Origin of the sequence: Clostridium polynesiense, from assembly GCF_000820705.1 — a bacterium.
GTDB lineage: Bacteria > Bacillota > Clostridia > Clostridiales > Clostridiaceae > Clostridium_AA > Clostridium_AA polynesiense.
This window is the reverse complement of the sequence record NZ_CCXI01000153.1, coordinates 1-23822: the sequence shown is the minus strand read 5'-3', so window position 1 is coordinate 23822 and position 23822 is coordinate 1. Positions and strand designations below refer to the sequence as shown.

Genomic DNA, 23822 nt, shown 5'->3' with positions numbered 1-23822 from the left:
CATTTTATAATTGCATTTTAAAATCCTAGCACGATTTTGTACCTAGAGTTTTTTTAGGATACTTGCTATTAATTATTAAGAACTAGCATTACAATATATTATTTTTAAGTGATAACTTTTAACATTAAGTCATATGTTTTGTATTTGGTAGAACTCTAGAAATTATACTTCTTGAGCAGTGCTCTTATAATTTGATACAAATAAGCAAAAAAATAAGTATAAATGAATATCCAATAGGATGTTCATTTATACTATATAAGACTTTTAAACTATATATATATTTATTATTTTAAATAACATTACTAATAATATTAAACCTAATATATTTGAACAAAATGATGTATAAATTTTGTAGGTCTGTTTAATTCTCATTTGTTTAGATAAAAATTATACATATTTTAAAGCAAAACTTTTATAATTATAAAGTTAAAATATCAATAAAAATGATTGTCTCATATATTCCATGATTACTTTTTTCATTAAGGTTAAAACTTCATTGTTTTGTATAACATTAACATCACAATTAATAAAATTTTCAAAAAAATCCCTTTTCTAATAACTAATTTTAAATCAATCTAATAATAAATTTGAAGTTCGTTTATTTCTAAATATAATATTTAGTTTGATACATATTATATATTAGAATATTATATAATTAATGTTACCGTATAAACTACAATATTTTGCCTTTTAGTTGTATTCTTTTGCCTTTTCCACCACTTGGATATGTCCACTTAAAAGGAGTTCCAAAATGACCAACAACTTCAAGAATTTTCTTAACATATTCATCTAACAAATGTAGTTGTAATTCACAAGTTTCATTTCTATAAGTAATTAAGTACTCTGCCCATTGAATTTTTGGATCTCCATCTCCACCTTGTCCACCTAACACCCAGTGCGATAATTTTCTATTATACTTAGGGAGTTCTCTTGTTAAAACCTCTACTAACTTTTTATCAGTACTTATTAAAGCTTTTTTCCCACCAACCTCTTGGAATTTATATAATGCTTCTATTAGTTCACTATCAGTTATTCCCTACACCTCTATAAACTTGATAACTGGATATTCATGAACACTTACCCAATCCTTACTTGTTCGTTTACAACTAAAAGTATAAGTTTTTTTAATATTATTCTCTAATTCTATAGTTAACAATATATCAGTTTTGGCTTTTCCTCTGCTAGGTAGTAAGGGAATATCGTTAGTAGCTTCAATAGATTTAATACTGCTTGTACTATTAATACTCAAAAAATTCATTATATATAAAAAGTATGGGTAGTTAAATCCTGTTTCTACTTTGCTAGCTGTTTTAAATTTTGTTAAGTTACTCTCATTATTTAATATTTCGACTAATTGCTTTTCAAAATTATTTCCTTTAAAACAATTTTGTTGGCCTACACTCATACCTTCTAGATGTTTTTTCTCAATCATAAGTGATAAACCATTAAGCGAAACTATATGATCAATAGATGAGAATATTTTTCCTTGTGAAATTTTTTGGTAATATCTTTCTGCAATATCTCTCTCTTTGTCTGAAATATCGTCAGGAAAAACTATTATCGCTAAAGATATATCATTCATTATCATCTTAATGTGCCCAGAATTCCATTGTTGAATATTAATTCTATCACTTCTGATTGATGTAGTAGAATGAACAATCCATTTTTCATCATTACTTAAAACAATCATGAATTGGAAATAAAATTGCTTATTATTCTTATTTTTATATCCAGTTGTAAATGGATATTTATATTCTTTTATATAACCTTTTTTCTTATAATAATTAAACATAGTTACCAATTGTTCAATTGCCTTATTACCGTGATTTGATTTATATGAATTCTCTACCATAAGAATTTCCCCTTTACTATTAAATTCCACTATGTCAAAAAGAGGAATCTTGAAAAGAGTCCTCTTACTTATTACTTTCCCTTACCTTTTGTGTTATAATAATCATTTCTTGTATTGAATTCTTTAAAATTTCATCTTGTTCTTGCCACCAGTTCCAAAATGCAGTTTCCATTATATCATTTTGATTTTTTTGCATTACAGTACTTAGATACGAAATTGTATCGACTAATTCATCTGTAAATGTTAGTGTTACTTTTTTTTTCACTATACATTTCCCTCCCTAATGTTTACATTATTGAAAATGGAGTTAAGAGTCTTAACAATTTCTTTGGCTAAATTATAGGCAAGTAGTGGTGGTATAGCATCCCCAATTTGTTCATATCTATCTTGTTCTGGATCGGAATGAAACTTAACATATGGACCTTCAAAAACATACCAATCAGGAAAACTTTGGAGTCTTGCAGCTTCTCTAGGAGTTAATGCCCTGTTAAGTGTAGGATGTATCATTTCATCCAAACAATGAGATGTGACAGTAAAACTAGGCTCATCTTCTTTTAAACGTCTATTCCTTGCAGCGTATTTCTTTTTGGGAAAATACATATCAACAAGTTCCTCTTGATTATCAGCCGTTAATCTAGTACATGCTATTTCCATATTTTCTCCTGGTAAAATTAAAGCCATTCTCATTCGCATGTTTTCTCTATGATTTACACTTTTGTGGCTACTTATAGAATACCTATTATAATTTAAATGTATAGGAGGTGTTTTTGATACTCCTCTCATTAACTGTAAAAATTCTAACCTTTTCCTATCAGTTATGCTATTAATATCGAAATCATAAATTTCACTTTCTTGACCTGAATCTATCTGAGGTAAATCTAATAACGCATCTGCTACTGTTACATATTCCTTATCGGTTTCTCTACCGTGTGTTGGTCTAGGATATGAAAACTTTGCATTTCTGTATTTCTTATTTATTGCTACCAAAAACAATCTTTCACGATTCTGAGGTACACCGAAATCAGCCGCTTTCAATAATACTGTATCCTTGTCCTTACTAGCAAGCTTATATTTAGGAGAATTTTTTTTACTACTTTCAAATTCCTTACATATTTCTTCAAACATTTTACCAGGAATACCATCTAACTTTTTAGAAAATAATCCTTTTACGTTCTCAAAAACAATCATAGGAGCATCTACCCCTCTAGCAATTCTTAAAATATTTAAAAAAAGATTATTTCTATCATCATCTTCTTTTCTATCACCTGCTAAGCTAAATGATTCACAAGGGGCTCCTCCGCTAACTACGTCAACAGTATTAACATTAAATCTAGAATTAAGAATTTTTATTATTAATTCGATTTTTACCTTATTAATGTCACCATGTATTATTAAGGTTTTATCATTAGGTTTAAAAAACTCATCAGCATTTTCTAATGTACCATCCAAGTATTTTTCTAACTCAAAAATATCTGCATCGTGACTTGAAGCATATGTCTGCACTGTCCAACCACTCCATTCAACTGCAATAAGAGGTTTTATTCCAGCCCACTTGAATCCAGTACACAATCCTCCTGGACCTGAAAACAAATCTATTGAAGTGTACATATTAGTCCTCCTTTGTTAAGTATGTCATATAAATTAGTACATTTATTTTAAATGAAAGATTATTTACTGTCAATAAATACATATTTATTTACTGACAGAAATACATAATGCATGATACTGTAATTATTATTTAAAGACGCATAAATATACCCATTTAAGTAGTACAGCATCTGGCTTTCATGTTAAATACTTCTAATTATGTATCATTGAAATGATTTGTTAATTAAATATGCTATAAAAAAATACAATAATAATCGTTTATATACCTTAACTATATTCTCTAAGGAATTAAAAATACAAAAAATGAAATATACATCAACAAATTTATAGAATTAATATACATATATTGCCGAATAATCTATAAAATTCAATTTAAGATGAATTTTATATTACGACTTATTATATATCCTATCATTCCTTTTAGAAATCTAATTAAAATACTTAGAAATATATTCTTATAAGTAATATAGATCCATATAATTAATTGCATAAGAAGATAAACTACAATATATAATGAAAATATATCTAAAGATTATTAAGAGTACAAGGAATAAATATAACATATACAGATTAGTGATTATGTTTATAATAATATTTTATACTAACAATATATTAAAATAATTAAACATAAATTCTAAATTTGATCATTTAACATATAAACAAACTCTTTTTCTAATTGATTATTACTTTTTAGCGCAGCTCCGAAATCTAGAAGAGCATAATTATAATCAACATAATCGGACTTAGGTAGTATGCTCTGCGCAAATTCCCAAATATTCACATCTTTATGTGGTGTTGCTGATCTAGATCTATAATCCAAAATTTTATCAAAAACTCTTATTACATTAGTATCAACAATAGCATATGCTTTATTATATCCAAAGCATAAGATAGCATTACAAATATAATCACCTATACCTTTAATACTCATTAAACTATTTTTATCATTGGGTATACCTTTATATAAATCCCACATTGTTTTAGATATTTCAACAAGTACTCTTGCTCTGTATACAAGTCCTAACGAATAAAAATACTTTTCAACTTGTTCATAGTCCACTTTACTTAACGCCTCCATGCTTGAATATTCCGCAACAAAATTATTATACACGTCTATAACCTGGTTAGCACTTGTTTGCTGTAGCATAAGCTCCGAAACCAGTACATAGTAAGGATTGTAAGTATATCTCCAAGGAAAATTACGTTTATTCTTTTTATACCACTCAAGTAATAAATATTGAAAATGTATAATTTTATAATCTTCCAATAATCTTCCCCCCAACTCTATAATTATCTATTAATAACTATAATAGTACGGTATTTTATAATATTTATACATATAAAAAATTATAAATATTACTATAATATACTTGAGTTTACATATACGTTGCAATCTTAATAATAAGAAATCATATATAAGGTGGTACCACTTTATTGTCTTTAATGATACTTATAAAAAGCCTGTTTTTTTATGAGTATTTACATTTTTAAAGGCTCTTTCTGCCTGCTTCAGTATTTCCTCCCTGTGAGCTACAAAAAGAATCTTATTAAAATCTTTAGAATCAAAGGCAGAAAGATAAGTTTTCCCTATGCCAGTAGCTGCTACTACAAGACCTTTGTCAAAGCCTTCCTCTCTGGTTTCCTTAAGATAATGAAGTACTTCTATCTGAACTCCTTTAGGCTCGTAGAGACATAGAATACCTTCTTCGGCATTCTCCGAGGATTTTCTTACTTTATCTATATCCTTATAAACTGACGGTCTTATCCAGTTATCAGCATAGGATCTAAGCTCCTTATCACCTATTATGAGGCTCTTATTAAGAAACAAATTCTCAAAGATATTCATGAAGCTCTGAAAATCTTCAGGATTTTTACTTTTTGTGATTCTGTAATTCCATTCTATGCCTTCCGTTAAGGCACTATAGGACATGTTTGATGAACCTAGGAATATTTCCCCCTCATCCTTATAATGAAAAATATAAGCTTTTGGATGAAAGGATTTATTTTTCACATGATAAAACCTTATATCTGCCTTATCTCCCAGTACATCCTTTAAAAGATAAAGTGGCTGGGGCTGAGTTATATTTAAGTAACTTCCTGTGAGTATTCTTACAGGAATGTCTCTTTCCTTAATTAAAGCAAGCTCCTGTCGCAAAAGCTTTACACCGGATTCCATTAAAAAGGATACTATTATATCTATTTTTAAAGCATTTTCAAAGGATTTCTTCATTCTGGTATAGAGATAATCCCTGCACCGGTTATGCAGTTGCATTCCTGCTGATCTATTTCCTTAGGCTCATAAGGAATCACGGTATTTATTTCATTCTTATTAAATGCTGCCAAATAACCTCACCATCTTCTCTCCTAATTTATCCACAGCTCTATATAACTTTTCCACCTAATAATCCACTAAAGGCTTTTTAAAGTTCATTATGCCGCCCTTAGGTCTTTCCACATCTCCCTCATACCTGGGAATAAGGTGCACACGGACGTGCATTATGCTTTGACCGGCGGTTTCTCCTATGTTTATTCCTATATTGTAGCCCTTCGGTGAATACTTTTTATCCATTATTGCCTTTACTTCTTTAATAAGGCTGTTACTATCCAAAAGCTCCTCCTCAGTAATATCAAAAAAGCTCTGAACATGCCTTTTAGGGATTATAAGGGTATGGCCTTCATTTACCGGAAAGCCGTTATAAAAAGCTAAGGCAGATTCATTTTCAGCTATTATCCTGTTCTTTTCTAAGGTGCAGAATATACAGTCCATTTAAGCTCCTCCTGTTAATAATCTATATATAAATAGTATATCACTTTAGGATAAAGCACATTCAATATATGTTTTTTACTTATCTTTCTTTAATATCCCGGATATCTCCTCCACCACTCTTTCCCTTCCTCATACCCCTTAAGCAAATCCTCTGCTATTTTCTCTATAACCTCTCTAAGTTCTACCCCTTCTATCCATTCCCTTGGGATAGCTTCTTTGCCTAATGCTGCTCCAAGGATGTTTCCTGTGATGGCTCCGGTGCTGTCGCTGTCTCCGCTGTGGTTTACGGAAGCTATTACCCCTTCTTTAAAGTTATCCTTATATTTAAGGGCACAGTACACTGCTATAGATAGAGCTTCCTCTGCTATCCAGCCTTCTCCTAAAAGAGGGATAGCCTCCTCTGCAGGAAGGTCTCCTTTTGAAGCTTCTACTGCTTTATTTAATGCTTCCAGGGTTTCTTCATGATTCTTATACTTTTTAAGCTCCTCTGATACTTCTGCCACCGCTTCTTCAATGGAAGCTCCTTCTATGATTGCCGCTATTATATAGGCGAAGGCTCCGGAAGCAATGTAGCCTGTGTGATGGCTGTGGGTAAGGGCTGCAAATTCCATACCACGATGAAAGGCCTGTCCCTTAGGATAAAAGAGACCTGCAGGAGCCATCCTCATAACTCCTCCACAGCCCTTGCTGTCATTTAAAGGCTTCTCCATAGTTCCCATTTCCTCTGATAATAATGCTGAAAGGCAGGTTCTGCCCGGTGCCCTTGAAGCAAAGAGCTCCGGTACAGATAAAAGATAACCGTCATAAATCCAATCTAAGCCTTTCATCTTGCCATAATCCTGAGTGTAGAGCCATCTAAGATAGGACATTCTTACCACGGATTTTTCGTCGCATATTCCTTTACTCATTCCTCTGGTTTGTGCTCTTAATATCCCCTCTGCGGTAAATAAGGTCATTTGAGTATCATCTTATACTAAAGCTTTACCATAAGATTCATCAAGGATTAGCTCTCTTAAGCCCTGATTTCCGTAAACTCTTTTTATTTCCTCCATGCTCATGAATTCAATGCTGTAGCCTAAGGCATCTCCCACCGCTCCTCCTAAAAGGCAGCCGGAAAAATGCATATTATCTCTTTTTATTCCCATCCCTCCCCTTTATATCCTAACTTTTTATTACACACTCTCTCTTCGAATTTTTGCCTTTATTGCTGGATTTCAGCATTTATTACTCCCGTCAATCCTGTGCCTTAGCTTCTTATTATATGCTCCTTCCTCCTGTTAATCTTATACTCAAACTCCACTGTCACTGATTCCCCTGCAGGTACCTCTACCATAAATTCAATGAGGCTTGAGGATTTTTTGCTGTATTCATGGGTGGAGTAGACCATGTCCCAAACTCCCCAAATGGTGTGGTCAAAGTATATTTGGGCAGCTTCACTTTTATGATTTCTTATGTTGTATTCATATTTATAGTATTCGTATCCGTCCTTCTTTTCTCTGTCCGTTTCTTCATAATCAAAGGCAATGTCAAATGCTTTACCCATAACCAGCTCTATTTCTTCATTTTTTGAGGTGTGATCTATTTTGTCCTCTCCTATGAACTCCAGTGAGTTATCAGCTTCATCTGTCTTATAAAGCTTTATTTTACCTTTAGGCATAGGTATCCCTAAGCCTCCTTCTTTAGCGTTTTCAAAGGCAACTATTATGTCAGCTTTTTCTTCGTGGAAGTTAAGCTTGTAATACTGTTTATAAGGAACTCCTTCACCCTTTAATATGTTGATTTGCTTATTTTGATTATCCTTAAGGGTGGTAAGATTATTAAGAGTGTACATGTGGTAATCAAAGAATTCCTTTTCTTCTGCCTGAGGCTCCGGAGCCGGAGCATATACCCTTAAATAATCCATATCCTGAAGCTCCTCAGCACGGTTTACTTCTCCTGCAATAAGTTTAACCCTGGCATTTTCAAAGGTCATTCCGCTTTGGTTTTCAATTTCTGCCCAACCGGCTATGTTTAAGGTTTCCTTTAGCATTTCCACTACATAATTGACGCTCCAGTTAAATCCTTCTGTAAGATAAGAAACACCAACCTCTTCAGCCTTTGACTCCTCTATCTTCCATATGAGTGCAGGCTTTACTATAAGCCCGGAGGGAAGTGATGGAAGCACTATTTCCCCTGAGGTATCAATATATATTTCCTTGGATTCATTGTCCTCCAGTACCGCTCTGCCCCCCTCCTCTACAGATAAAAGACGGCAGCTTTTCTTTTCTCCGGTTTCTCTGTCTTTTAGAAAAACTTCTTTGTCTACATATTTTCCAAGGAGCTTTTCTCTGTTTACCAAGTCGTAATCATAATTAAACTCTATGATGCTGAGACCCTCTACTAAAAGAGAATCCGTTTCAATTTTTTGAGCCACATCGGTAAATAAAACCTCTTTTTCCCTTCCTGTAAGGTTTATCTTTCTTGTTTCCTTAACCGCTCCAAATCCGCCGTTGTAAATAGTTAATGCAATATCCTTAGTGTCCTTTGAATTTGATATTTTTCTCATATACTATTACACCTCCGTTTATATTCATTTTACCAAAGTGTATGTACTATAAAACGGACAGTGCTATTCATACTGCTGTATTATTTCTATTATGAATCCTTTATAATCCTCCACTACGTTTTCAGGAGAAATAATCTTTGCCTTAGATCCAAATTGCGATATCCAGGCAAAAAATGCAGAGCTTACAGCTACATTTACCCAAGTGTAAAAGCTGCTTTCATCCATCTTTTGAAGCATAATATCCTTTCCAAACCTGTCTATTACAGAATTTATAAGGGAGTTATCCATCTTAAGCTTGACCTTAACCTCTTCTCCTCCGAACATACTAAAGACCTTTTTGGAATATTCAGCAACGTTAAAATCCTCCATATCCTCCAGGGGCTCTCTCAAAACATCTGTCAATTCAATATGGGACATTCTGTCTACCCTGTAGTGGGTGAAATCCTTATATTTAGAGGAATAGGTTATAAGATAGTAGTTTTCATCATCCCAGGAAAGGGCATAAGGGCTTACGGTATATAATCCTCCCTTTTTTCTGTAAACCTTTTCTTTACGGAGGTTATAATCAAAGTATTTAAAGGTTACCTGCTTATTTTCAGCTATAGCGGTATGGAGCCTGTCAACATTGTAATAAATGCTTTCATTTATAGCCTTAACCCTGTTTGCCACATACACCTGCCGCTGAAGGGACATAGCTTCATATCTGCTTGCGAGGCTTTCTATCTTTTTTATTAGCTCATGACTTTTTTTATGGGTTATAAATTTGGAACACTGCACTGAGTCAACTAAGAGCTTTAATTCCGGAAGCTCAAAGGTTCTCTCTGCCACAAAATACCCTGTAGTCTTTGATTTTCTTGAGGCTATGTCTATACCGTAAATTTTTAAAGCCTCTAAATCATCATATATAGATTTTCTTTCTGCCTGTATCCCATAACCATGAAGACCTGAAATCATGTCATTGACGGTCATGGGATTATTTTCATCGGTATTTTCCATAAGAATTTTCATTAAATAAAGAAGCTTAAGCTTTTGATTAGATCCTTTAGCCACTTTTCCTTTCACCGCCTTAATTACAAATAATTACCTACAATTAAATCATAACACAGAAAATTTCACTGTACAATAAATAGGATAGTTGTTTGAAATAATTAAGATACAACAAAAGCAGCCCCATTTCTGAAGCTGCTTTCCTTTATAATTTTATTACAGACTGAATGAAGCATCCTTCCTTAGTTTATAATTTATTACTTATAAAATATTATCTGGAGGCAAGTCTCTTTTCTCCGGTGATTTCCTGAATGGGTTTTATATCCTGGCTTACCTCCAGCACACCAAGGAATTCTCCCATTTCGTCTCTTACTGCAAAGTATCTTATCAGAGCAAATTTACTTCCAAGGTTTATCCAAAAGTCCTCATTATCTTTTCTTCCGGTCCTTAAATCCTCTACTATCTGCTCCACTATGTGAACGCTGGCAGGAGGGTGGCAGTTAACTACCTTTCTTCCTATAGCAGCCTTGGTTCTTGTAAATATCCTCTCTTTGCCCTCTGAGAAATATCTTACAGTATCCTCCTTATCCACAAAAGTTATATCAAAGGGGAGGGTATTTAATACCGCTGTAAGCTCCTTAAGGGTGAAGTTTCCTGTAGGCAGGGAGATTATTCCCTTTGTCTCCTTTTTTTCTTCCTGAGACTTACTGCCTAATTGGAGAGAAGGCTTCCACTCAGGGATGTTTTCAGCTATAAAGCCAATTTCCCTGCTTTCTTCATGTATGGCTTTCCAATCCCCTTGAGAAAAGCTTTCTATTATCATAGGAAGAAGTATATTTTCCTCTTTAAATATCATCTCATTGATTTTATCATAAAGCACTGTTAGCTTTTCTTTATAAATATTTAAATCCTCAGTTTTCCCCTGAAGCTTAAGCTTTAAGTCCTTTATGAGAGCTCGTATCTCATCATCCACTGCCCACATTACCTTAGGAGGGGCTTCTATACCCTTTTTCTCCATGATAGGGAATATGAGATTTTCCTTCTTTAAATAATGAATATGAATTTTTCCTAACTCCTCCAAAGCGCCCTTTAAATCCTGCATATCGGATTCACTGAGATTACTTTCCTTTTTAGGCTTCAGCCTATTTTCAAGTATCCTTTCTATTTCTCTGTTCTCAAGCTTTAACATATTGGCAGGATGTCCCGGAACCTCTGAAACATCCTTAGGTTTATGGATTTCTAAAACAGATCCTTTAAATACAGCAGCATGTACATCACATAGCTTTTGAATTTCAGAAACCTCCATTCCTTCCTTTATAAGAGCCTGCTCTGCTTCTGAAATCTCTGAAGCAGACACCTTGGAAAAGGCTTTGTTGAAATCCTCCTTAACCTCCTCAAGACTTTTTCCTTCATGCAGCTTTTTTAAAATATCCTTTATAGCCTGTTTTCTCACTTCGCTGTTATTAATAAGCTCGCTCATAAAAATCCTCCTATTCTACAATTTCATATCCTTCTTTAATAAATTCATCTTTTATATAATCCAAGCTGATTTTTTTCATAGCCGCACCCTTTGGTATTGTCATTATCCTTCCGGCAGTTTCCATCATCCCAGTCTTTGTTATATCCTTAAAGCCCAGATTCTGCAACATTTCTGATATCCTGGGATTTTCCCTGCATAGCTCATAAACACTTTTATTAAAATCTATAGCATAAGCTTCCTTCATAATAAACCTCCCGGAAATTAATTTTTCATAGCTGCTTAACAGGATTATTGATTTGTCACAACTTCTAAACACCCTCATTAATTCTCTTATTAATATCTATTAAAACTTTCCTTCTTATATAAATAATTTTATTAATTAGTAAACAAAAAAACTGTGATTGAAATCACAGTATAAAATATTACATATTAGATTTTCTCTGTATATATAAAAGACACAGCGGTAATTTAAAAATCACTGCTGTGTCTTTTTATGTATTATTTCCAAACTCTTTTCATGTTAAAAATCTCCTGCATATAACCCCAAAGGGAAATTGGTGACATAATCAATTGATATCCTAAAAGAAATATCACAAAGGCTGCTTTGTTTTTTCTTACCCTTAAATTGAGGATATCAAAAAAATGCTTTTGTCGATAAAACAATATTAAAAAGGTGATAAGGGTAAAGGGAAGTACCAATAAGGTTAAAGGACCTACTATGTAACACCTTCCAAATAAGGCTAAAATGCATCCGGGTATAAAGAATATAGTGTAACTTAAATCCATATAAGGGATTAAAAGATTCACACTGGTTAAAAACTTATAATACATATTGGGAATCTGCCAAGGCTTGACCACTCTTAGCCCTTCAATCATTCCTCTTGCCCAACGGGAACGCTGCTTCACAAAATGAGTAAACTTTGTGGGAACATCAGTAAAGGCTATAGCCATAGGCTCATAATATACCTTGTTGTTTTTAAAAAGCATATTCCAGGTAAGCACTATGTCTTCTCCTATGCTGTCACTCCAGCCTCCCAGTTCTCTTACAAGCTCCGCTTTATAGATACTGAAGGCACCCTGAGCTACTAAGGTTCCCTGAAATAATCCCTGAATTCTTTTTATGGACATGATGCTTAAAAAATAATCCCATTTCTGAAGCCTTGCCAAAAGATTATCTCTGCTGTTTCTTACCAGCACGCTTCCTGCCACCGCTCCAATGTCCTGAGGAGCGCTTATTACTCTGGAAACTATGTACCTTACTGCTTTTGAATGAAGGAGGGTATCCGCATCCAAGGTTATAAATAAAGGAGTTTTTACCTCCTTAAGCCCTGTATTAAGGGCATTAAACTTTCCGGGAGTTTTTTCATCTATACATATCACATCTAAACCAAGTTCTCTTCCGGCTCTTTCCGCCTCTCCTCTTGTGTTATCTGAGGAATTGTTATTTATAACTAAAGTTCTTATTTTTCCCTTATAATCTTGTTTTTTTATATAGCTTAAGGTTTCATAAATCCTGTCTTCTTCATTATAGGCTGCTATTAATATAGTAACCTCCTCATAAGGATCTTCCTCCTTAAAAACAGGCTGCTTATCCAGAAGGACGCTTATAAGCAGAAAACAGTTTATAAATCCAGGAACATAAGCAATACCGCCAATTATAAAAAGAGAAGTAAAAACATTCGTTACTTCAGCTAAGTCTTTTATCCAGCTTTGGGATAAATATACCGAAAATATAACCCATATAACTGATAGAAGAAATGCTATTTGAAACTTTAACTTTACAGGTATATAAATATTATCTTTAATGGATGCTTCTTTATTCAAAGCTTCCTCCCCTTATCTTTTACAATATATTTTTCATTTACATTATTATGTAATATATTAAAAATTTATTTATATTTTGATTCTAATTCCTATTATAGTATTTTATCTACATATTTCAACAAATTTATTATTTAATGGCAAAATTGATTTTAAAAACTTTATTATGAAGGCTATGACTCAGTTTGACTGCTTGTTATAATTTATTTATAAGTACTGTATATCAATTTAACTTATTATAATTTTCTTATGAGTGCTATAATATCGATTTAATTCCTTGCTATAGTTCCATATGAAAGCTATATACTAATTTAACTACTTGTTTAATTTTTTATAATTTAAATAATAATAAATAATAACGACTGATAGACTTTTAGAGGTGCTTATGATAATTTGGATAATTTTTGCGATTTTTGGTGGGATTTTAATAATTTCATATTTATTAATGACAGTATGCAAAGGGGTAATTATAAGAAACAGCAAATCCGTAGATGTAAAAATAGTGGACTGTAATGCGGTGAGAAAGATAGATTCTCAGGGCTATTGGAAGGAATCCTCCTATGATTATATTGTGAAATTTAATTTTCAAGGTGAAGATAAAACTAAAAATATCTCAAGGGAAAAGTATGATTATAGAACTTATGAGGTTGTAAGCTGCTATTATCACATCAGTAAGGATAAGCTTTATTGGCAGGACGATCCTAAGTTTAAGAGAAGTAAAATTGAAGGGTTACTACTATTTGCAGGCTTAGTATTGCTGCTTTTCGCTTTAATAGGCAGGTTTTCTCAGGATTTCAGCCTTCCTGAACTCCTTGCAGCTATGCTATTTACCGGAAGCGGCTTAATAATGATAAATTCTTCCCTGAAATTTAAAAAAGGTGAAGATATAGAGGTTATAGAAGGTATAGTGGTAGAAATTATAAAAGAATATTCCACCAGCGGTAGAAGGAGAACATATTACTATCCTGTGTATGAATATAAAGAGGATATCTATGTTAAGAGGGTTAAAAGTTCTATAGGCAGCAAGTCCCTGCAGGAAAAGGGTGGGCGACAAAGTGAAATTAATCAGAGATAAAGCCACCGGCGAAATAAGAGAAAAAGGTGATGTATACTGGCTTTTAATTATGGGAATTCTTTTTGCAGCTGCAGGCCTCCGATTAGTCGTTATGTTATTTGCTTCGTAAAATGGTGCCAGGCACGTGACAAGTGACAAAAAGTTTGTCACTTGTCACGTGCCTGGCACCGTCTTATTTTTTTAATTTAGAAGCTGCATAGGTTACCGCCATAGCAAAGGCTCCTCCTGAGGTATCAATAAGCACATCTTTAAACATCCCCGCTCTCCCGGGAACAAAAATCTGATGTAACTCATCGGTGCAGGCATATAAAAATACAAATGCCAGAGATATTATAAGCCCCGGAGTGAGCTTAAAATAATATCTTATCAGGTTAAAAGCAAGGATAAACAAAATGGCATACTCTGTAAAATGGGCTCCCTTTCTCACTAAAAAGTTTGCCATATCAGCTAAGGGTCCATTCACATCTAATCCGAAAATAGACAAAAGGCTTACTACAAACCTGCTCTTTTCAGAAGACATCTCACCGGGCATGTGAGAAAATATAAAAATCACCGCCATCCAGGAAAGCAGTAAAATCCACGCCAGTACTTTTTTATTTTTATAAAGAACTTCCTTATTATTGTAAAAATTTGTTTTTTCATCGTGAAGAACTTGTTTTTTATCGTGAAGAACTTGTTTTTTATCGTGCATAATTTCCCCCTTAATATTCACTTTTTAGCCGATATAAGCAATATTTAATCCTTAGTATAATTTAAAGCTTTTATATTTTAAAGGTAATTTAGAATTTATCTATAATTAAAATTCCTTTTAATCATAATATATACATAAGGGTGCTTCAACCATAATTTTATAATAAAGTTATGAAAAATTAATAATTTCTTTTACAATCTTTGATAATATGAAAGTATAGGTTTTTACTATAGTTTAATACGTTTAGGAGTTGATAAAGTGGAAAATATACAGGAAATGCTTAGGGACAAAATCAAGGCTCTAGCTGAAAACTATAAAGAAGAGCCTACAGGAGGATGGATTACCGGGGATGGTCCTATCCCTGCAGATATAATGTTTTTAGGAGAAGCTCCCGGAAAAATGGAAATCGAGCAGAGAAAACCCTTTGTAGGCGCCGCAGGGAAAAACTTTCAGAAATACTTGGATTTAATCGGCTTAAGCCGTGAAGATATAAGGATAACTAACACCTGTTTTGTAAGACCTATTAAATATAAAGAAGGAAAAACCGGAAGGGTTACTGTAAGCAACAGACCTCCTAAACCTAAGGAAATAGAGCTTTTTAGAGAAGTAGTGGATGATGAGATTAAATATACAAATCCTAAGATTATCGTTACTTTGGGAAATGTCCCTTTAAAGCGCCTAACTAAATTTAATTCTATAGGAGAATGCCACGGAAAGCTTGTATTTAACGAGGAACTTAACAGATATATATTCCCTATGTACCACCCATCTTCACTTATATATAACCAAAGTGAGGCCTTCCATAAAAGCTATGAAGAGGATTGGCTGGAATTAGGGAGACAACTAGGTGCCAGGCACCTGACAAGTGACAAAAATTAAAATTATATAAAAAGGTGCCGGGCACATGTCACGTGCCTGGCACCATATTTTTTATTAAAATTCTGCTCCGCCTATCTCTTTGATATCCTTATGGTTTTCAATGGCGGCTTTTACTGCGCATTCCAGAGCTTTTACTATATCCTCTAAAGCCATGGCAGGAGTGTTTCTTTTTTCCACTACCTGCTGTGGTATAAAGGGAACATGTATGAAGCCTCCTCTAATGTTATTGTATTTTTTATCTATTAAATACATCAAGCCATACATTATATGGTTGCACACAAAAGTTCCCGCTGTGTTGGAAACTGATGCTGGCAGTCCATTGTTGTTTATTTCCTTTACTATTGCCTTAATTGGCAGAGTAGAGAAATATGCAGGCTCTCCATCTTCGTAAATATCTGTATCTATAGGCTGATTTCCCTCATTATCTTTAATCCTGGCATCATCTATGTTTATAGCAACCCTTTCCGGAGTAACATCAAACCTTCCTCCCGCCTGACCTATACATATAACTATATCCGGATTATTTTCCTCTATTGCCTTATCAAGCTTTTCTATGGATTTCCTGAAAACTGTGGGAATCTGAAGCTTTATCACCTCTGCTCCTGCTATGCTGTCCTTAATGCTGCTTACAGCTTCCCATGCAGGATTTATCTTTTCTCCTCCAAAGGGGTCAAAACCTGTTATTAAAACCTTCATAAGTGTAACCTCCTTCTTTACTTCTTATAAATTTTTATATTTCATTTAATCAGATATCACTATTTTACCTTTAAAAAGCAAGGAAATACATTAAAAATATGTGTATCACAAGCATTATAAGGGCTATAGGTGCCTGTGACATTATAACTCTGTTCTTATTTTTTGTTTCCAGAAGTGCAGCTGGTACTACATTAAAGTTAGCCGCCATAGGTGTCAGAAGAGTTCCGCAGAATCCCGCTGTTAAAGCCAAAGCTCCTGCTACCGCCGGATTTGCTCCAAGCTCAAATACAAAAGGAATACCTATTCCTGCAGTTATTACTGCAAAGGCTGCAAATCCATTTCCCATGATTATTGTAAATACAGCCATACCTAAACAGTAAGCTATAATTCCTGCCCATATATTTCCCTGAGGGATGGCGCTGGATATCCCTTTAGCAATTATGTCTCCCACTCCTGCCGCAGTAAATAAAGATCCTAAAGCTGCCAAAAGCTGAGGAAGTATAGAAGCCGGACCAACCTGTCTTAAAAGTCTGTCTCCATCCTTTGCGATATAGGAGGGATTAGCTTTAGTTATAACTAGGGCTATTATCACAGCAGCCAAGGCTGATACACCTATAGCCACCTGTCCGCTGACACCGGAAAGCTTGAAGGTAGCTTGAGCAAAAACAAAAGCCACTATCGCTAATGTAACAGAAGGAATAAATATTTTTGAACCGATTTTTTTAGCCTGCTCCTCTTTGAACTTTTCATCCATAGCTGCTGTATTTCCAGGCTTTACTTTATTTAAAAGGGTTAGAATTCCCATTATTACTATAGCTCCCCCTACCAGTGCAGGAGGAATAATCTTTCCAAAGATGAATATAACTCCTAATATTCCCCAAAATATCGCTGTGGTGATTCTGTCCTTATTTTTGCTGTCCTTTGCCACAAAGTATACTGTAATAAGCATTATTATTCCGGAAAGAATATAAAATCCTTCTAATAAATAATCGAATAAAACTTTTGCATTCATCTATTCTGTCCCCCCTTTTCTTTTGTTTTTATATTTTATGTCTAAACGCTTATCCATAAGTTGATTTTTAATTACTACAATTAAAAAGGTAATAACCGCTATAGGTATAGAAGCTTTAGCAACATCTACAGGGGATACCTTATAACCAAGCTTATCTAAAGTTCCCACTATTAAAAGTACACCGGAGCTTGCTATGAACACATTTTGGCCAAAGAAGTTTCCGAAATTCTCCATAGCTGCAGCTTCACCTTTAATCCTTTCTCTGTCCTCCTCTTCTACCTCTTGATATTTAACTGTAGCGGCACCCTGAGCCATAGGTTCTATAAGAGGTCTTACAAACTGAGGATGTCCTCCAAGCCTTACTGAAAGAGCTGCAGCAGTTTCTCTTATCAAAAGATAAAGAGATAATATTTTCCCTGTGGTAAGGGTTTTCGATTTCTTTATTAAGTCCACTGCTTTTTCTTTAAGTCCATATCTTTCACAAATTCCTATAACAGGAAGAGTAAGCACAAATAATGTCATATATCTTGTTTCTACAAAAGATTGTCCTAGCACTTCTAAAATCTCTATAGGTGTCATTCCTGCTACTAACCCTGTAGCAAGTCCGGAAACTATAACTACAAACAAGGTATCAAGCTTTAGGGCAAAGCCTACAATAACTATTAATACACCGATAAGCTTTATCATATGTTTCATCCTTTCATAACTTTTATTGTTATATAATAATTGCTATTATAATATATTTACTTGTGATTTTCTAGAATTTCTTGCATAAATTTTAAAAATGTAACGGTTTAAATGTTAATTTTTTATTAAATACTCACTTTATTTGCCAATTTATCATGTTATAGAAAACTTATGGCTTGGTATACTATTTAATGAGATATAAAGATATTTATTTTAATGGATAAAGTTTTTATAATAATTATTTTTAAATTTTCTATTAATATTCTCTATTATCCCTTATTTTATTATCCATTAACTGTAATATTTAAGTTAACCAATAAAATTTTATTATTTTATCCGGAGGAGATTAAGTGAATAAAAAATATAAATGCGTAATTTTCGATATCGATGGAACTATCTTAAATACTGAAAGAATGAATATAATCCCTCTTATGAGGCTTATCAAAGAAGAAAAGGGTATAGATATGACCTATGAAGAACTTTTGTTCAGCACCAGCCATCCTGGAAGAAAAACTCTGGAGCTTTTAAACTTTGAGGATATAGAAAGCTCTTATTCTAAGTGGGTTTCCTACATCAATTCCTTTGAAGAGGGGGCTGAAATGTATCCCGGAATGGATAAGGTTATAGAAGAGCTCCATAAAAAAGGAATAATATGCGGCATAGTAAGTTCTAAAACCATTTCTCAATACGAAATCGACTTTATTCCTACAGGTATTGATAAATTTATTAAAACAAAGGTGCTGGCAGATGATACCTTAAACCACAAACCCCATCCGGAGCCTCTTTTAACTATTTTGAAAAATTTGAGTATAAAGGCTGAGGAGTGCATTTACATAGGTGATACCCTTTCTGATTTCCACTGTTCTCAGGCCGCTCACATGGCTTTCGGTCTTGCTTTATGGGGCGCAAGAAACACTAAAGATATAAATGCGGATTTTATATTTGAAAAGCCCGAGGATATACTTAATCTGCTTTAAATTTATTTAAGTCTGTATACAGCAAAAGCCTGGACTCCTTTTGGAAATCCAGGCTTGAATATTTTTATCAATACTTTATTTTATCCGCTTATATGACCTATGATTATCTATTTTTGCTGAGCTCTAAGAATTTTTCTATATCCTCTTCTATAATCCTTAAAGAACCTCTCCAGAACTCTACATCATGTATATCTATATTCATGATGTTAGTAACGTCGGCTATCTTCTTCTTTCCTGTTACAGCAAGCAGCTTGTCATAAGCCTCTGGGAAGCTCTCTCCTCTCTTAAGATATTCAGCATAAAGTCCCTTTGCAAACAGAAGTCCGAAGGAGTAGGGGAAGTTATAGAAGTTTGAAGTTGGGAAGTAATAGTGAGGCTTGCATGCCCACATATAAGGGTGAAGGTATTCCTGATCCAAGCCTTCTCCATAAGCCTCCTTCTGAGCATTTAACATTATTTCTTTAAGCTCCTGTGAATTTACTGCACTTTCCTTTCTTCTTTCAAAGACTTCGCTTTCAAATAAGAATCTTGAGTAAATATCCACTATAACCTGAGTGCTGTCTGCAACCTCGCTTTCAACTATGGCAAAGGCCTCTTCAGGTGAAGCTGTTTTAACAGCGGCCTTTTTCACTATGGTTTCGCAGAAGGTAGATGCCGTTTCTGCTAAAGGCATAGGGTAGTCCGCATTTAATATGCTTTCTTCCTTCAGGCATTCCCCATGGTAACCGTGTCCCAGCTCATGAGCCATAGTGACAACATCGCTGAAGGTGTCTCCATGATTTAGTAAAAATCTGCTTTCTCCAATAGAACTTAAGTTAGAGCAGAAGGCTCCTCCAACCTTTCCTTCCTTAGGTTTAACATCTATCCATCTGTTATCTACAGCCTTTCTTGCAAAGTCCGCAAGCCTATCGCTGAAAGTTCTGAAGTTGGTTTCTACAAACTCCGCTGATTTTTCATAAGGGAACTCCATATTTACCTCTCCCATAGGAGCAAATAAATCATAGAAAGGCAGTCCGTTTTTATGTCCTAAAAGCTCTCCCTTTCTTCTTAAGTACTTTCTAAATACTGGAAGGCTTTCTTTTATGGCTGTTAGCATAGCATTTAAGGAATCCTCATCCATTCTGGAATTTTTAAGTGCCTGATCTAAAGGTGACTTATAACCTCTCATCTCTGCAATGGTTATAACCTCTCCTTTTATACCGTTAAGGCAGGCTGCCATGCTGTCTTCTATTTTCTTGTAGGATTCTATTTCCGCCTGATAAGCTTTTTTTCTAAGCTCCGGATCCTTATCGTAAGCCATATTTCTAACTACCGTTAACGGAAGTTTTTCCATTTTACCCTCTATTTCTATATCTACCATAAGAGTAGAGGTTAAAAGATCCCTAAGCTTAGACCATGCATTGGAACCTGTATTCTGCATTTTGGAAATTACCGCTTCTTCCTTTTCGCTTAAAAGATATTTGCTTCCTTCCACTATTTCTTTTAGGTAGAAGGAATGTTCCTTTAAGGTTTCAGAAGAACCTATAATCTGATCCAGACCATCCACTTCACCTATCCACTTTTTAAGCTTTGCATCCGGCTCAGCTAGAAGACTTACCTTCTGCTCTAAAATATCAGAATACTTTAATGCTGTTTCATTCTTAGTATCTACGCTTAAGGTAAGGTGAATAAAGCCTAATAATTTTTCAAAAAGCTTGTTCTTTTCTATATTCTTCCTTATATAAGCCTCCAGCTTTTCCATTTGGTTCTCATGACTCATGCATATGCTGTTTGCCATATCCTTATAATCCTTTATAAATAAGTCCACCTTTTCAACATCCTTTTTAAAGGCATCGCTTTCAAAGGAGTCGTATAATTCTTTAAGGCTCCAGTTAAGGTTCATTTAATCTCCTCCTTAAATCTTGTTAATATTACCTAATTATACCACACTGATTATTAAATAATATGCTATTTTATTATTATTTTATTAAAATAACACGAACATAATGTCAAGTGTCAGGTGACAGGCACCTGACACCTGACAATATGTTCTCTATAGCCTGGTCACATTCATTTCCATAACCATAGCCTTAAACTTCTGGGTAGGGTTTATATAATCTGTTGAAACCCCTCTAAATCCTCCGCCAAACATATCATATACGCTGCCGGATATCTGGAGGTTAGGAAGCATTCCAAGCATATTTTCTCCATCAAAAAGTATAGGTACCTGCACCGGTGTTGCAAAATTTCCTTCCGGAGTGAAATCTCCGCCAGAAGCGGTAACCACCAAAATACCCTTTTCTCCACCTAATAACTCCTTTACAGTCTTGCCGCTTTCCTTTATCTTAAGGGATGGTACATCAAGTCTTGGAGCAGAATCGTAGGTACAGCCTGCTGATCCTGTCAATGGAAGATTAAACCTGCTGGCTGTCCTTTTATCTGTATAAGGGGCTTTTATTACTCCATCTTCTATTAAGGTATATCTATAATTTTCATTAATTACACCTTCTCCATCGAAGAAGGTATGGATGCCATCTTGTGGATTTCTTGTAGCATACAGTGTAAAATAATCGCTGAATCTTTTGCTCCCTATATCCTTACTGAATATAGAGGTACCGCTGCCCACCCATAATCCGTTTAAATCTGTATGGAATTTCATAAGAGGCATAGAATCCATATCTATAAATACAACAGGCATCTTACCTTCTTTGGGTAGAGTAAGCTTATTTCTATATGCTCTGCACAGCATATCAAACTCCTTAAGTAAATTTTCCCTGCTGTAATCTCTACTCTGAACTTCCCAGAAGAAGCCCTCAAGGCCAGCTATGGATTTATCGTTAAATAAAAGATCTATACTTAAATAGCTATCTCTCATTAAAAGCTCAAGACCCTTATCTATTTTTTAAGGAAGTTTCTTCATTTACTATCTTTAAATTTATTATATAATCCAAAATCAGAAAAATCTCTCCTGCATACTTCCAATATAGCTTCTACTTCCTGTACAAATTCTTCGTCTGTCATGATGTGCTTTGAATAATCTTCGGTGATTTTTTTATTACTGCTCACTTCATAATCATAAGGAACTATAAGGTTATCTAAAGCCTTTTTTTCTAATTCCTTTTCATCATAATCTCCTAGGGCTCCTGATATTCCAAGCATCCCTTCCTTATATATCCTTAAACCGGTTTTAGTGATATTCTTTTTTCTTAAAGATTCAAAACTGCTCTGCACCACATTTATAGATGTTTCTTTAATGCTCTCACTATATTTTTCCTTTATCATATTTCCCCCTCCTACTGAACCATTATCCCGTTAATCCTTACATAAGGTCCTCCAAAGCCTACAGGCAGAGGAAACTGCTCCATTTTGCCGCAGCCTCCTGTAACAAAGCTTAAAAGCTCTATAGTATCTGAAACACCATCTATTTTTTTAAGAGTTTCCATAACCTTTCCTGTAATAACTGAAATGCTAACAGGCTCAATAATCTTTCCGTCTTTTATCCTATATGCAAGGCTTGGAGCTAAAGTAAATGTAGACATTCCGCTTCCATGGTTTATATCTTCTATTAAAAGTCCTTCCTTTACCTCTCCTATAAGCTCTTCCTTGGTTTTTTCACCCTTGTCTATATAGGTAGTGGTCATTCTAACTATCGGCTCATACTCAAAGCCCACAGCTCTGGCATTTCCTGTAAGCTCTTCATCAAAATCTCCTGCAGTAGAAGCACTGTGAAGTCTTCCCCTTAAAATTCCGTCTTTTATGAGATAAGTCTTTTCCGCTTTAGTTCCTTCATCGTCAAATGTAATATATCCTGATCCTAATTCTCCACCATAACCTATGATAGATAATACTTTGGAACCCATGGTGCTACCTATATTCCACTGCTTTTTAGCGTTTTCGTCCCCCTGCATAAAATCAGCCTCACTGTTATGCCCAAAACTTTCGTGAGCAAATACCCCTGCTGCCAAAGGTGAAAGTATAACGGTGTATTCTCCGGGCTGAACAGGCTTACTGTTTATCACAAAATCGATATATGCATTTACCTTCTGCTGAATACCGCTTTCTATGTCTCCCATATCTTCAAAATGATTAGAGGCCTTTTGGTAAGATCCGGAGACCTGTTTCTCCCCCCTTGGAGACTGACAGCCAAAGATTGCAGCAATCCCGCAGGTTTGATAGTCCCAGGTAATCTCAGCCCCTTTTGAAGAATAAAAATTCTTTACAATTCTTTTATCTAAATAAACTGCCTTCCATCTCTTTATTTCTTCTGTGTACTCTAAAACGGGAAATAACTTTTTTAAAAGCTTTATTTTTTCTTCATAAGGCACTTTATTTACTTCTTTTCCTTTAAAATTTAAAAATTCTCCTTTATTAATCTGGAATCTTTTCACCACAGGATTTTCTTTTATACCTTTAGAAGGCTTGGCCATTTTGGCAAGACTATCCAGTTCCTGCTGTATTAATGAAATATCCGTTATAGAGCTGTAATACCATCTTTCTCCATCGAATACCCTTATAAAAGCCCCCTTATACTCTCTAATGGTATTTTGATTCAGCTGGCCGTCTAAAAAAGTTATATCTGTAGAGAAAACTTCCTCTATTCTCACATCAGAATAAAGCTTTTCCGGAAAATTAAACACAAAACATCCCCCTTTTCCTTTATATGTCCTCTTGATTAATTTCAATATATTTCCATTATACTATATATTGAATAAACTAATCTATTAAAATATTCTGCATATTTAATCTTTTATCTTTCTGTTTCTCAT

Annotated in this window: 22 protein-coding genes and 2 pseudogenes; 4 read left to right on the top strand and 20 right to left on the bottom strand. The window is 34.2% G+C overall.

Annotated elements, in window-relative coordinates; all coding sequences use genetic code 11:
- Positions 1 to 673 precede the first annotated feature (673 nt).
- From TA89_RS18980 to TA89_RS16350, 12 genes and pseudogenes are all read right to left on the bottom strand, one after another.
- Positions 674 to 1582: pseudogene (locus tag TA89_RS18980) on the bottom strand (MspI family type II restriction endonuclease).
- A gap of 334 nt (positions 1583 to 1916) precedes the next feature.
- Positions 1917 to 2117 carry a hypothetical protein gene (locus TA89_RS16400; RefSeq protein WP_040214916.1) on the bottom strand — a complete coding sequence of 67 codons (201 nt, stop codon included), beginning with the start codon at positions 2115 to 2117 and terminating at the stop codon, positions 1917 to 1919.
- Positions 2117 to 3460, bottom strand: a complete 1344-nt coding sequence (locus tag TA89_RS16395) for a DNA cytosine methyltransferase (RefSeq protein ID WP_040214914.1) — start codon at positions 3458 to 3460, stop codon at positions 2117 to 2119. Before TA89_RS16395 ends, TA89_RS16400 begins: the two co-directional genes overlap by 1 nt.
- Before the next feature lie 634 nt (positions 3461 to 4094).
- Positions 4095 to 4727, bottom strand: coding sequence for an HhH-GPD family protein (locus TA89_RS16390; protein WP_052447576.1), 633 nt, complete (start codon positions 4725 to 4727; stop codon positions 4095 to 4097).
- Between the two features lie 183 nt (positions 4728 to 4910).
- Positions 4911 to 5690, bottom strand: a complete 780-nt coding sequence (locus TA89_RS16385) for a DEAD/DEAH box helicase family protein (RefSeq protein ID WP_040214912.1) — start codon at positions 5688 to 5690, stop codon at positions 4911 to 4913.
- Positions 5691 to 5858: 168 nt separating this feature from the next.
- On the bottom strand, positions 5859 to 6227 hold the full coding sequence (locus tag TA89_RS16380; RefSeq protein WP_040214910.1) for an HIT family protein: 369 nt from the start codon (positions 6225 to 6227) through the stop codon (positions 5859 to 5861).
- Positions 6228 to 6316: 89 nt separating this feature from the next.
- Positions 6317 to 7351: pseudogene (locus tag TA89_RS16375) on the bottom strand (ADP-ribosylglycohydrolase family protein).
- Between the two features lie 122 nt (positions 7352 to 7473).
- On the bottom strand, positions 7474 to 8772 hold the full coding sequence (locus TA89_RS16370; RefSeq protein ID WP_040214907.1) for a DUF4139 domain-containing protein: 1299 nt from the start codon (positions 8770 to 8772) through the stop codon (positions 7474 to 7476).
- A gap of 63 nt (positions 8773 to 8835) precedes the next feature.
- A complete protein-coding gene (locus tag TA89_RS16365) occupies positions 8836 to 9822 on the bottom strand; it encodes a helix-turn-helix transcriptional regulator (protein ID WP_040214906.1) in 987 nt (328 codons plus the stop codon).
- 208 nt (positions 9823 to 10030) lie between these two features.
- The gene (locus TA89_RS16360) at positions 10031 to 11239 is read right to left on the bottom strand and encodes a DUF438 domain-containing protein (RefSeq protein WP_040214905.1); all 1209 of its coding nucleotides are present in this window, start codon (positions 11237 to 11239) and stop codon (positions 10031 to 10033) included.
- 10 nt (positions 11240 to 11249) lie between these two features.
- On the bottom strand, positions 11250 to 11483 hold the full coding sequence (locus tag TA89_RS16355) for a DUF1858 domain-containing protein (protein ID WP_040214903.1): 234 nt from the start codon (positions 11481 to 11483) through the stop codon (positions 11250 to 11252).
- A 254-nt stretch (positions 11484 to 11737) separates the two neighbouring features.
- Entirely contained in the window at positions 11738 to 13063 is a 1326-nt protein-coding gene (locus TA89_RS16350; RefSeq protein WP_040214901.1) for a glycosyltransferase family 2 protein, read from the bottom strand.
- 442 nt (positions 13064 to 13505) lie between these two features.
- Between TA89_RS16350 and TA89_RS16345 the strand changes: the two genes are divergently transcribed.
- Both TA89_RS16345 and TA89_RS19115 read left to right on the top strand, forming a co-directional pair.
- Complete coding sequence (locus TA89_RS16345; RefSeq protein WP_147590162.1) at positions 13506 to 14135, top strand: hypothetical protein; 630 nt, start codon at positions 13506 to 13508, stop codon at positions 14133 to 14135.
- Positions 14116 to 14244, top strand: coding sequence for a hypothetical protein (locus TA89_RS19115; RefSeq protein WP_278246265.1), 129 nt, complete (start codon positions 14116 to 14118; stop codon positions 14242 to 14244). Before TA89_RS16345 ends, TA89_RS19115 begins: the two co-directional genes overlap by 20 nt.
- Positions 14245 to 14307: 63 nt before the next feature.
- On the opposite strand, the gene TA89_RS16340 is transcribed toward TA89_RS19115, so the two are convergent.
- A complete protein-coding gene (locus TA89_RS16340) occupies positions 14308 to 14826 on the bottom strand; it encodes a VanZ family protein (protein ID WP_082023989.1) in 519 nt (172 codons plus the stop codon).
- Positions 14827 to 15102: 276 nt separating this feature from the next.
- On the opposite strand from TA89_RS16340, the gene TA89_RS16335 reads away from it, so the two are divergent.
- Positions 15103 to 15705: a uracil-DNA glycosylase gene (locus TA89_RS16335; RefSeq protein ID WP_040214930.1), complete on the top strand. Its 603-nt coding sequence runs from the start codon at positions 15103 to 15105 to the stop codon at positions 15703 to 15705.
- Between the two features lie 54 nt (positions 15706 to 15759).
- On the opposite strand, the gene pcp is transcribed toward TA89_RS16335, so the two are convergent.
- The 3 genes from pcp to TA89_RS16320 form a co-directional block, all read right to left on the bottom strand.
- Complete coding sequence (gene pcp, locus TA89_RS16330) at positions 15760 to 16401, bottom strand: pyroglutamyl-peptidase I (protein ID WP_040214897.1); 642 nt, start codon at positions 16399 to 16401, stop codon at positions 15760 to 15762.
- A gap of 70 nt (positions 16402 to 16471) precedes the next feature.
- Positions 16472 to 17413: a DUF979 domain-containing protein gene (locus tag TA89_RS16325; RefSeq protein WP_040214895.1), complete on the bottom strand. Its 942-nt coding sequence runs from the start codon at positions 17411 to 17413 to the stop codon at positions 16472 to 16474.
- Positions 17414 to 18097, bottom strand: coding sequence for a DUF969 domain-containing protein (locus TA89_RS16320; protein ID WP_082023990.1), 684 nt, complete (start codon positions 18095 to 18097; stop codon positions 17414 to 17416).
- A gap of 353 nt (positions 18098 to 18450) precedes the next feature.
- Here TA89_RS16320 and TA89_RS16315 point away from each other — a divergent pair, with 353 nt between their 5' ends.
- The gene (locus tag TA89_RS16315; RefSeq protein ID WP_040214891.1) at positions 18451 to 19077 is read left to right on the top strand and encodes an HAD family hydrolase; all 627 of its coding nucleotides are present in this window, start codon (positions 18451 to 18453) and stop codon (positions 19075 to 19077) included.
- A gap of 103 nt (positions 19078 to 19180) precedes the next feature.
- On the opposite strand, the gene TA89_RS16310 is transcribed toward TA89_RS16315, so the two are convergent.
- From TA89_RS16310 to TA89_RS16295, 4 genes are all read right to left on the bottom strand, one after another.
- Positions 19181 to 20959 (bottom strand): M3 family oligoendopeptidase, encoded by a 1779-nt coding sequence (locus TA89_RS16310; protein ID WP_040214890.1) that lies wholly within the window; start codon positions 20957 to 20959, stop codon positions 19181 to 19183.
- 150 nt (positions 20960 to 21109) lie between these two features.
- Positions 21110 to 21931 carry a metallopeptidase TldD-related protein gene (locus TA89_RS16305; protein WP_040214889.1) on the bottom strand — a complete coding sequence of 274 codons (822 nt, stop codon included), beginning with the start codon at positions 21929 to 21931 and terminating at the stop codon, positions 21110 to 21112.
- A gap of 41 nt (positions 21932 to 21972) precedes the next feature.
- Positions 21973 to 22338, bottom strand: coding sequence for a hypothetical protein (locus tag TA89_RS16300; protein WP_040214887.1), 366 nt, complete (start codon positions 22336 to 22338; stop codon positions 21973 to 21975).
- An 11-nt stretch (positions 22339 to 22349) separates the two neighbouring features.
- Entirely contained in the window at positions 22350 to 23693 is a 1344-nt protein-coding gene (locus TA89_RS16295) for a TldD/PmbA family protein (RefSeq protein ID WP_040214884.1), read from the bottom strand.
- Positions 23694 to 23822 lie beyond the last annotated feature (129 nt).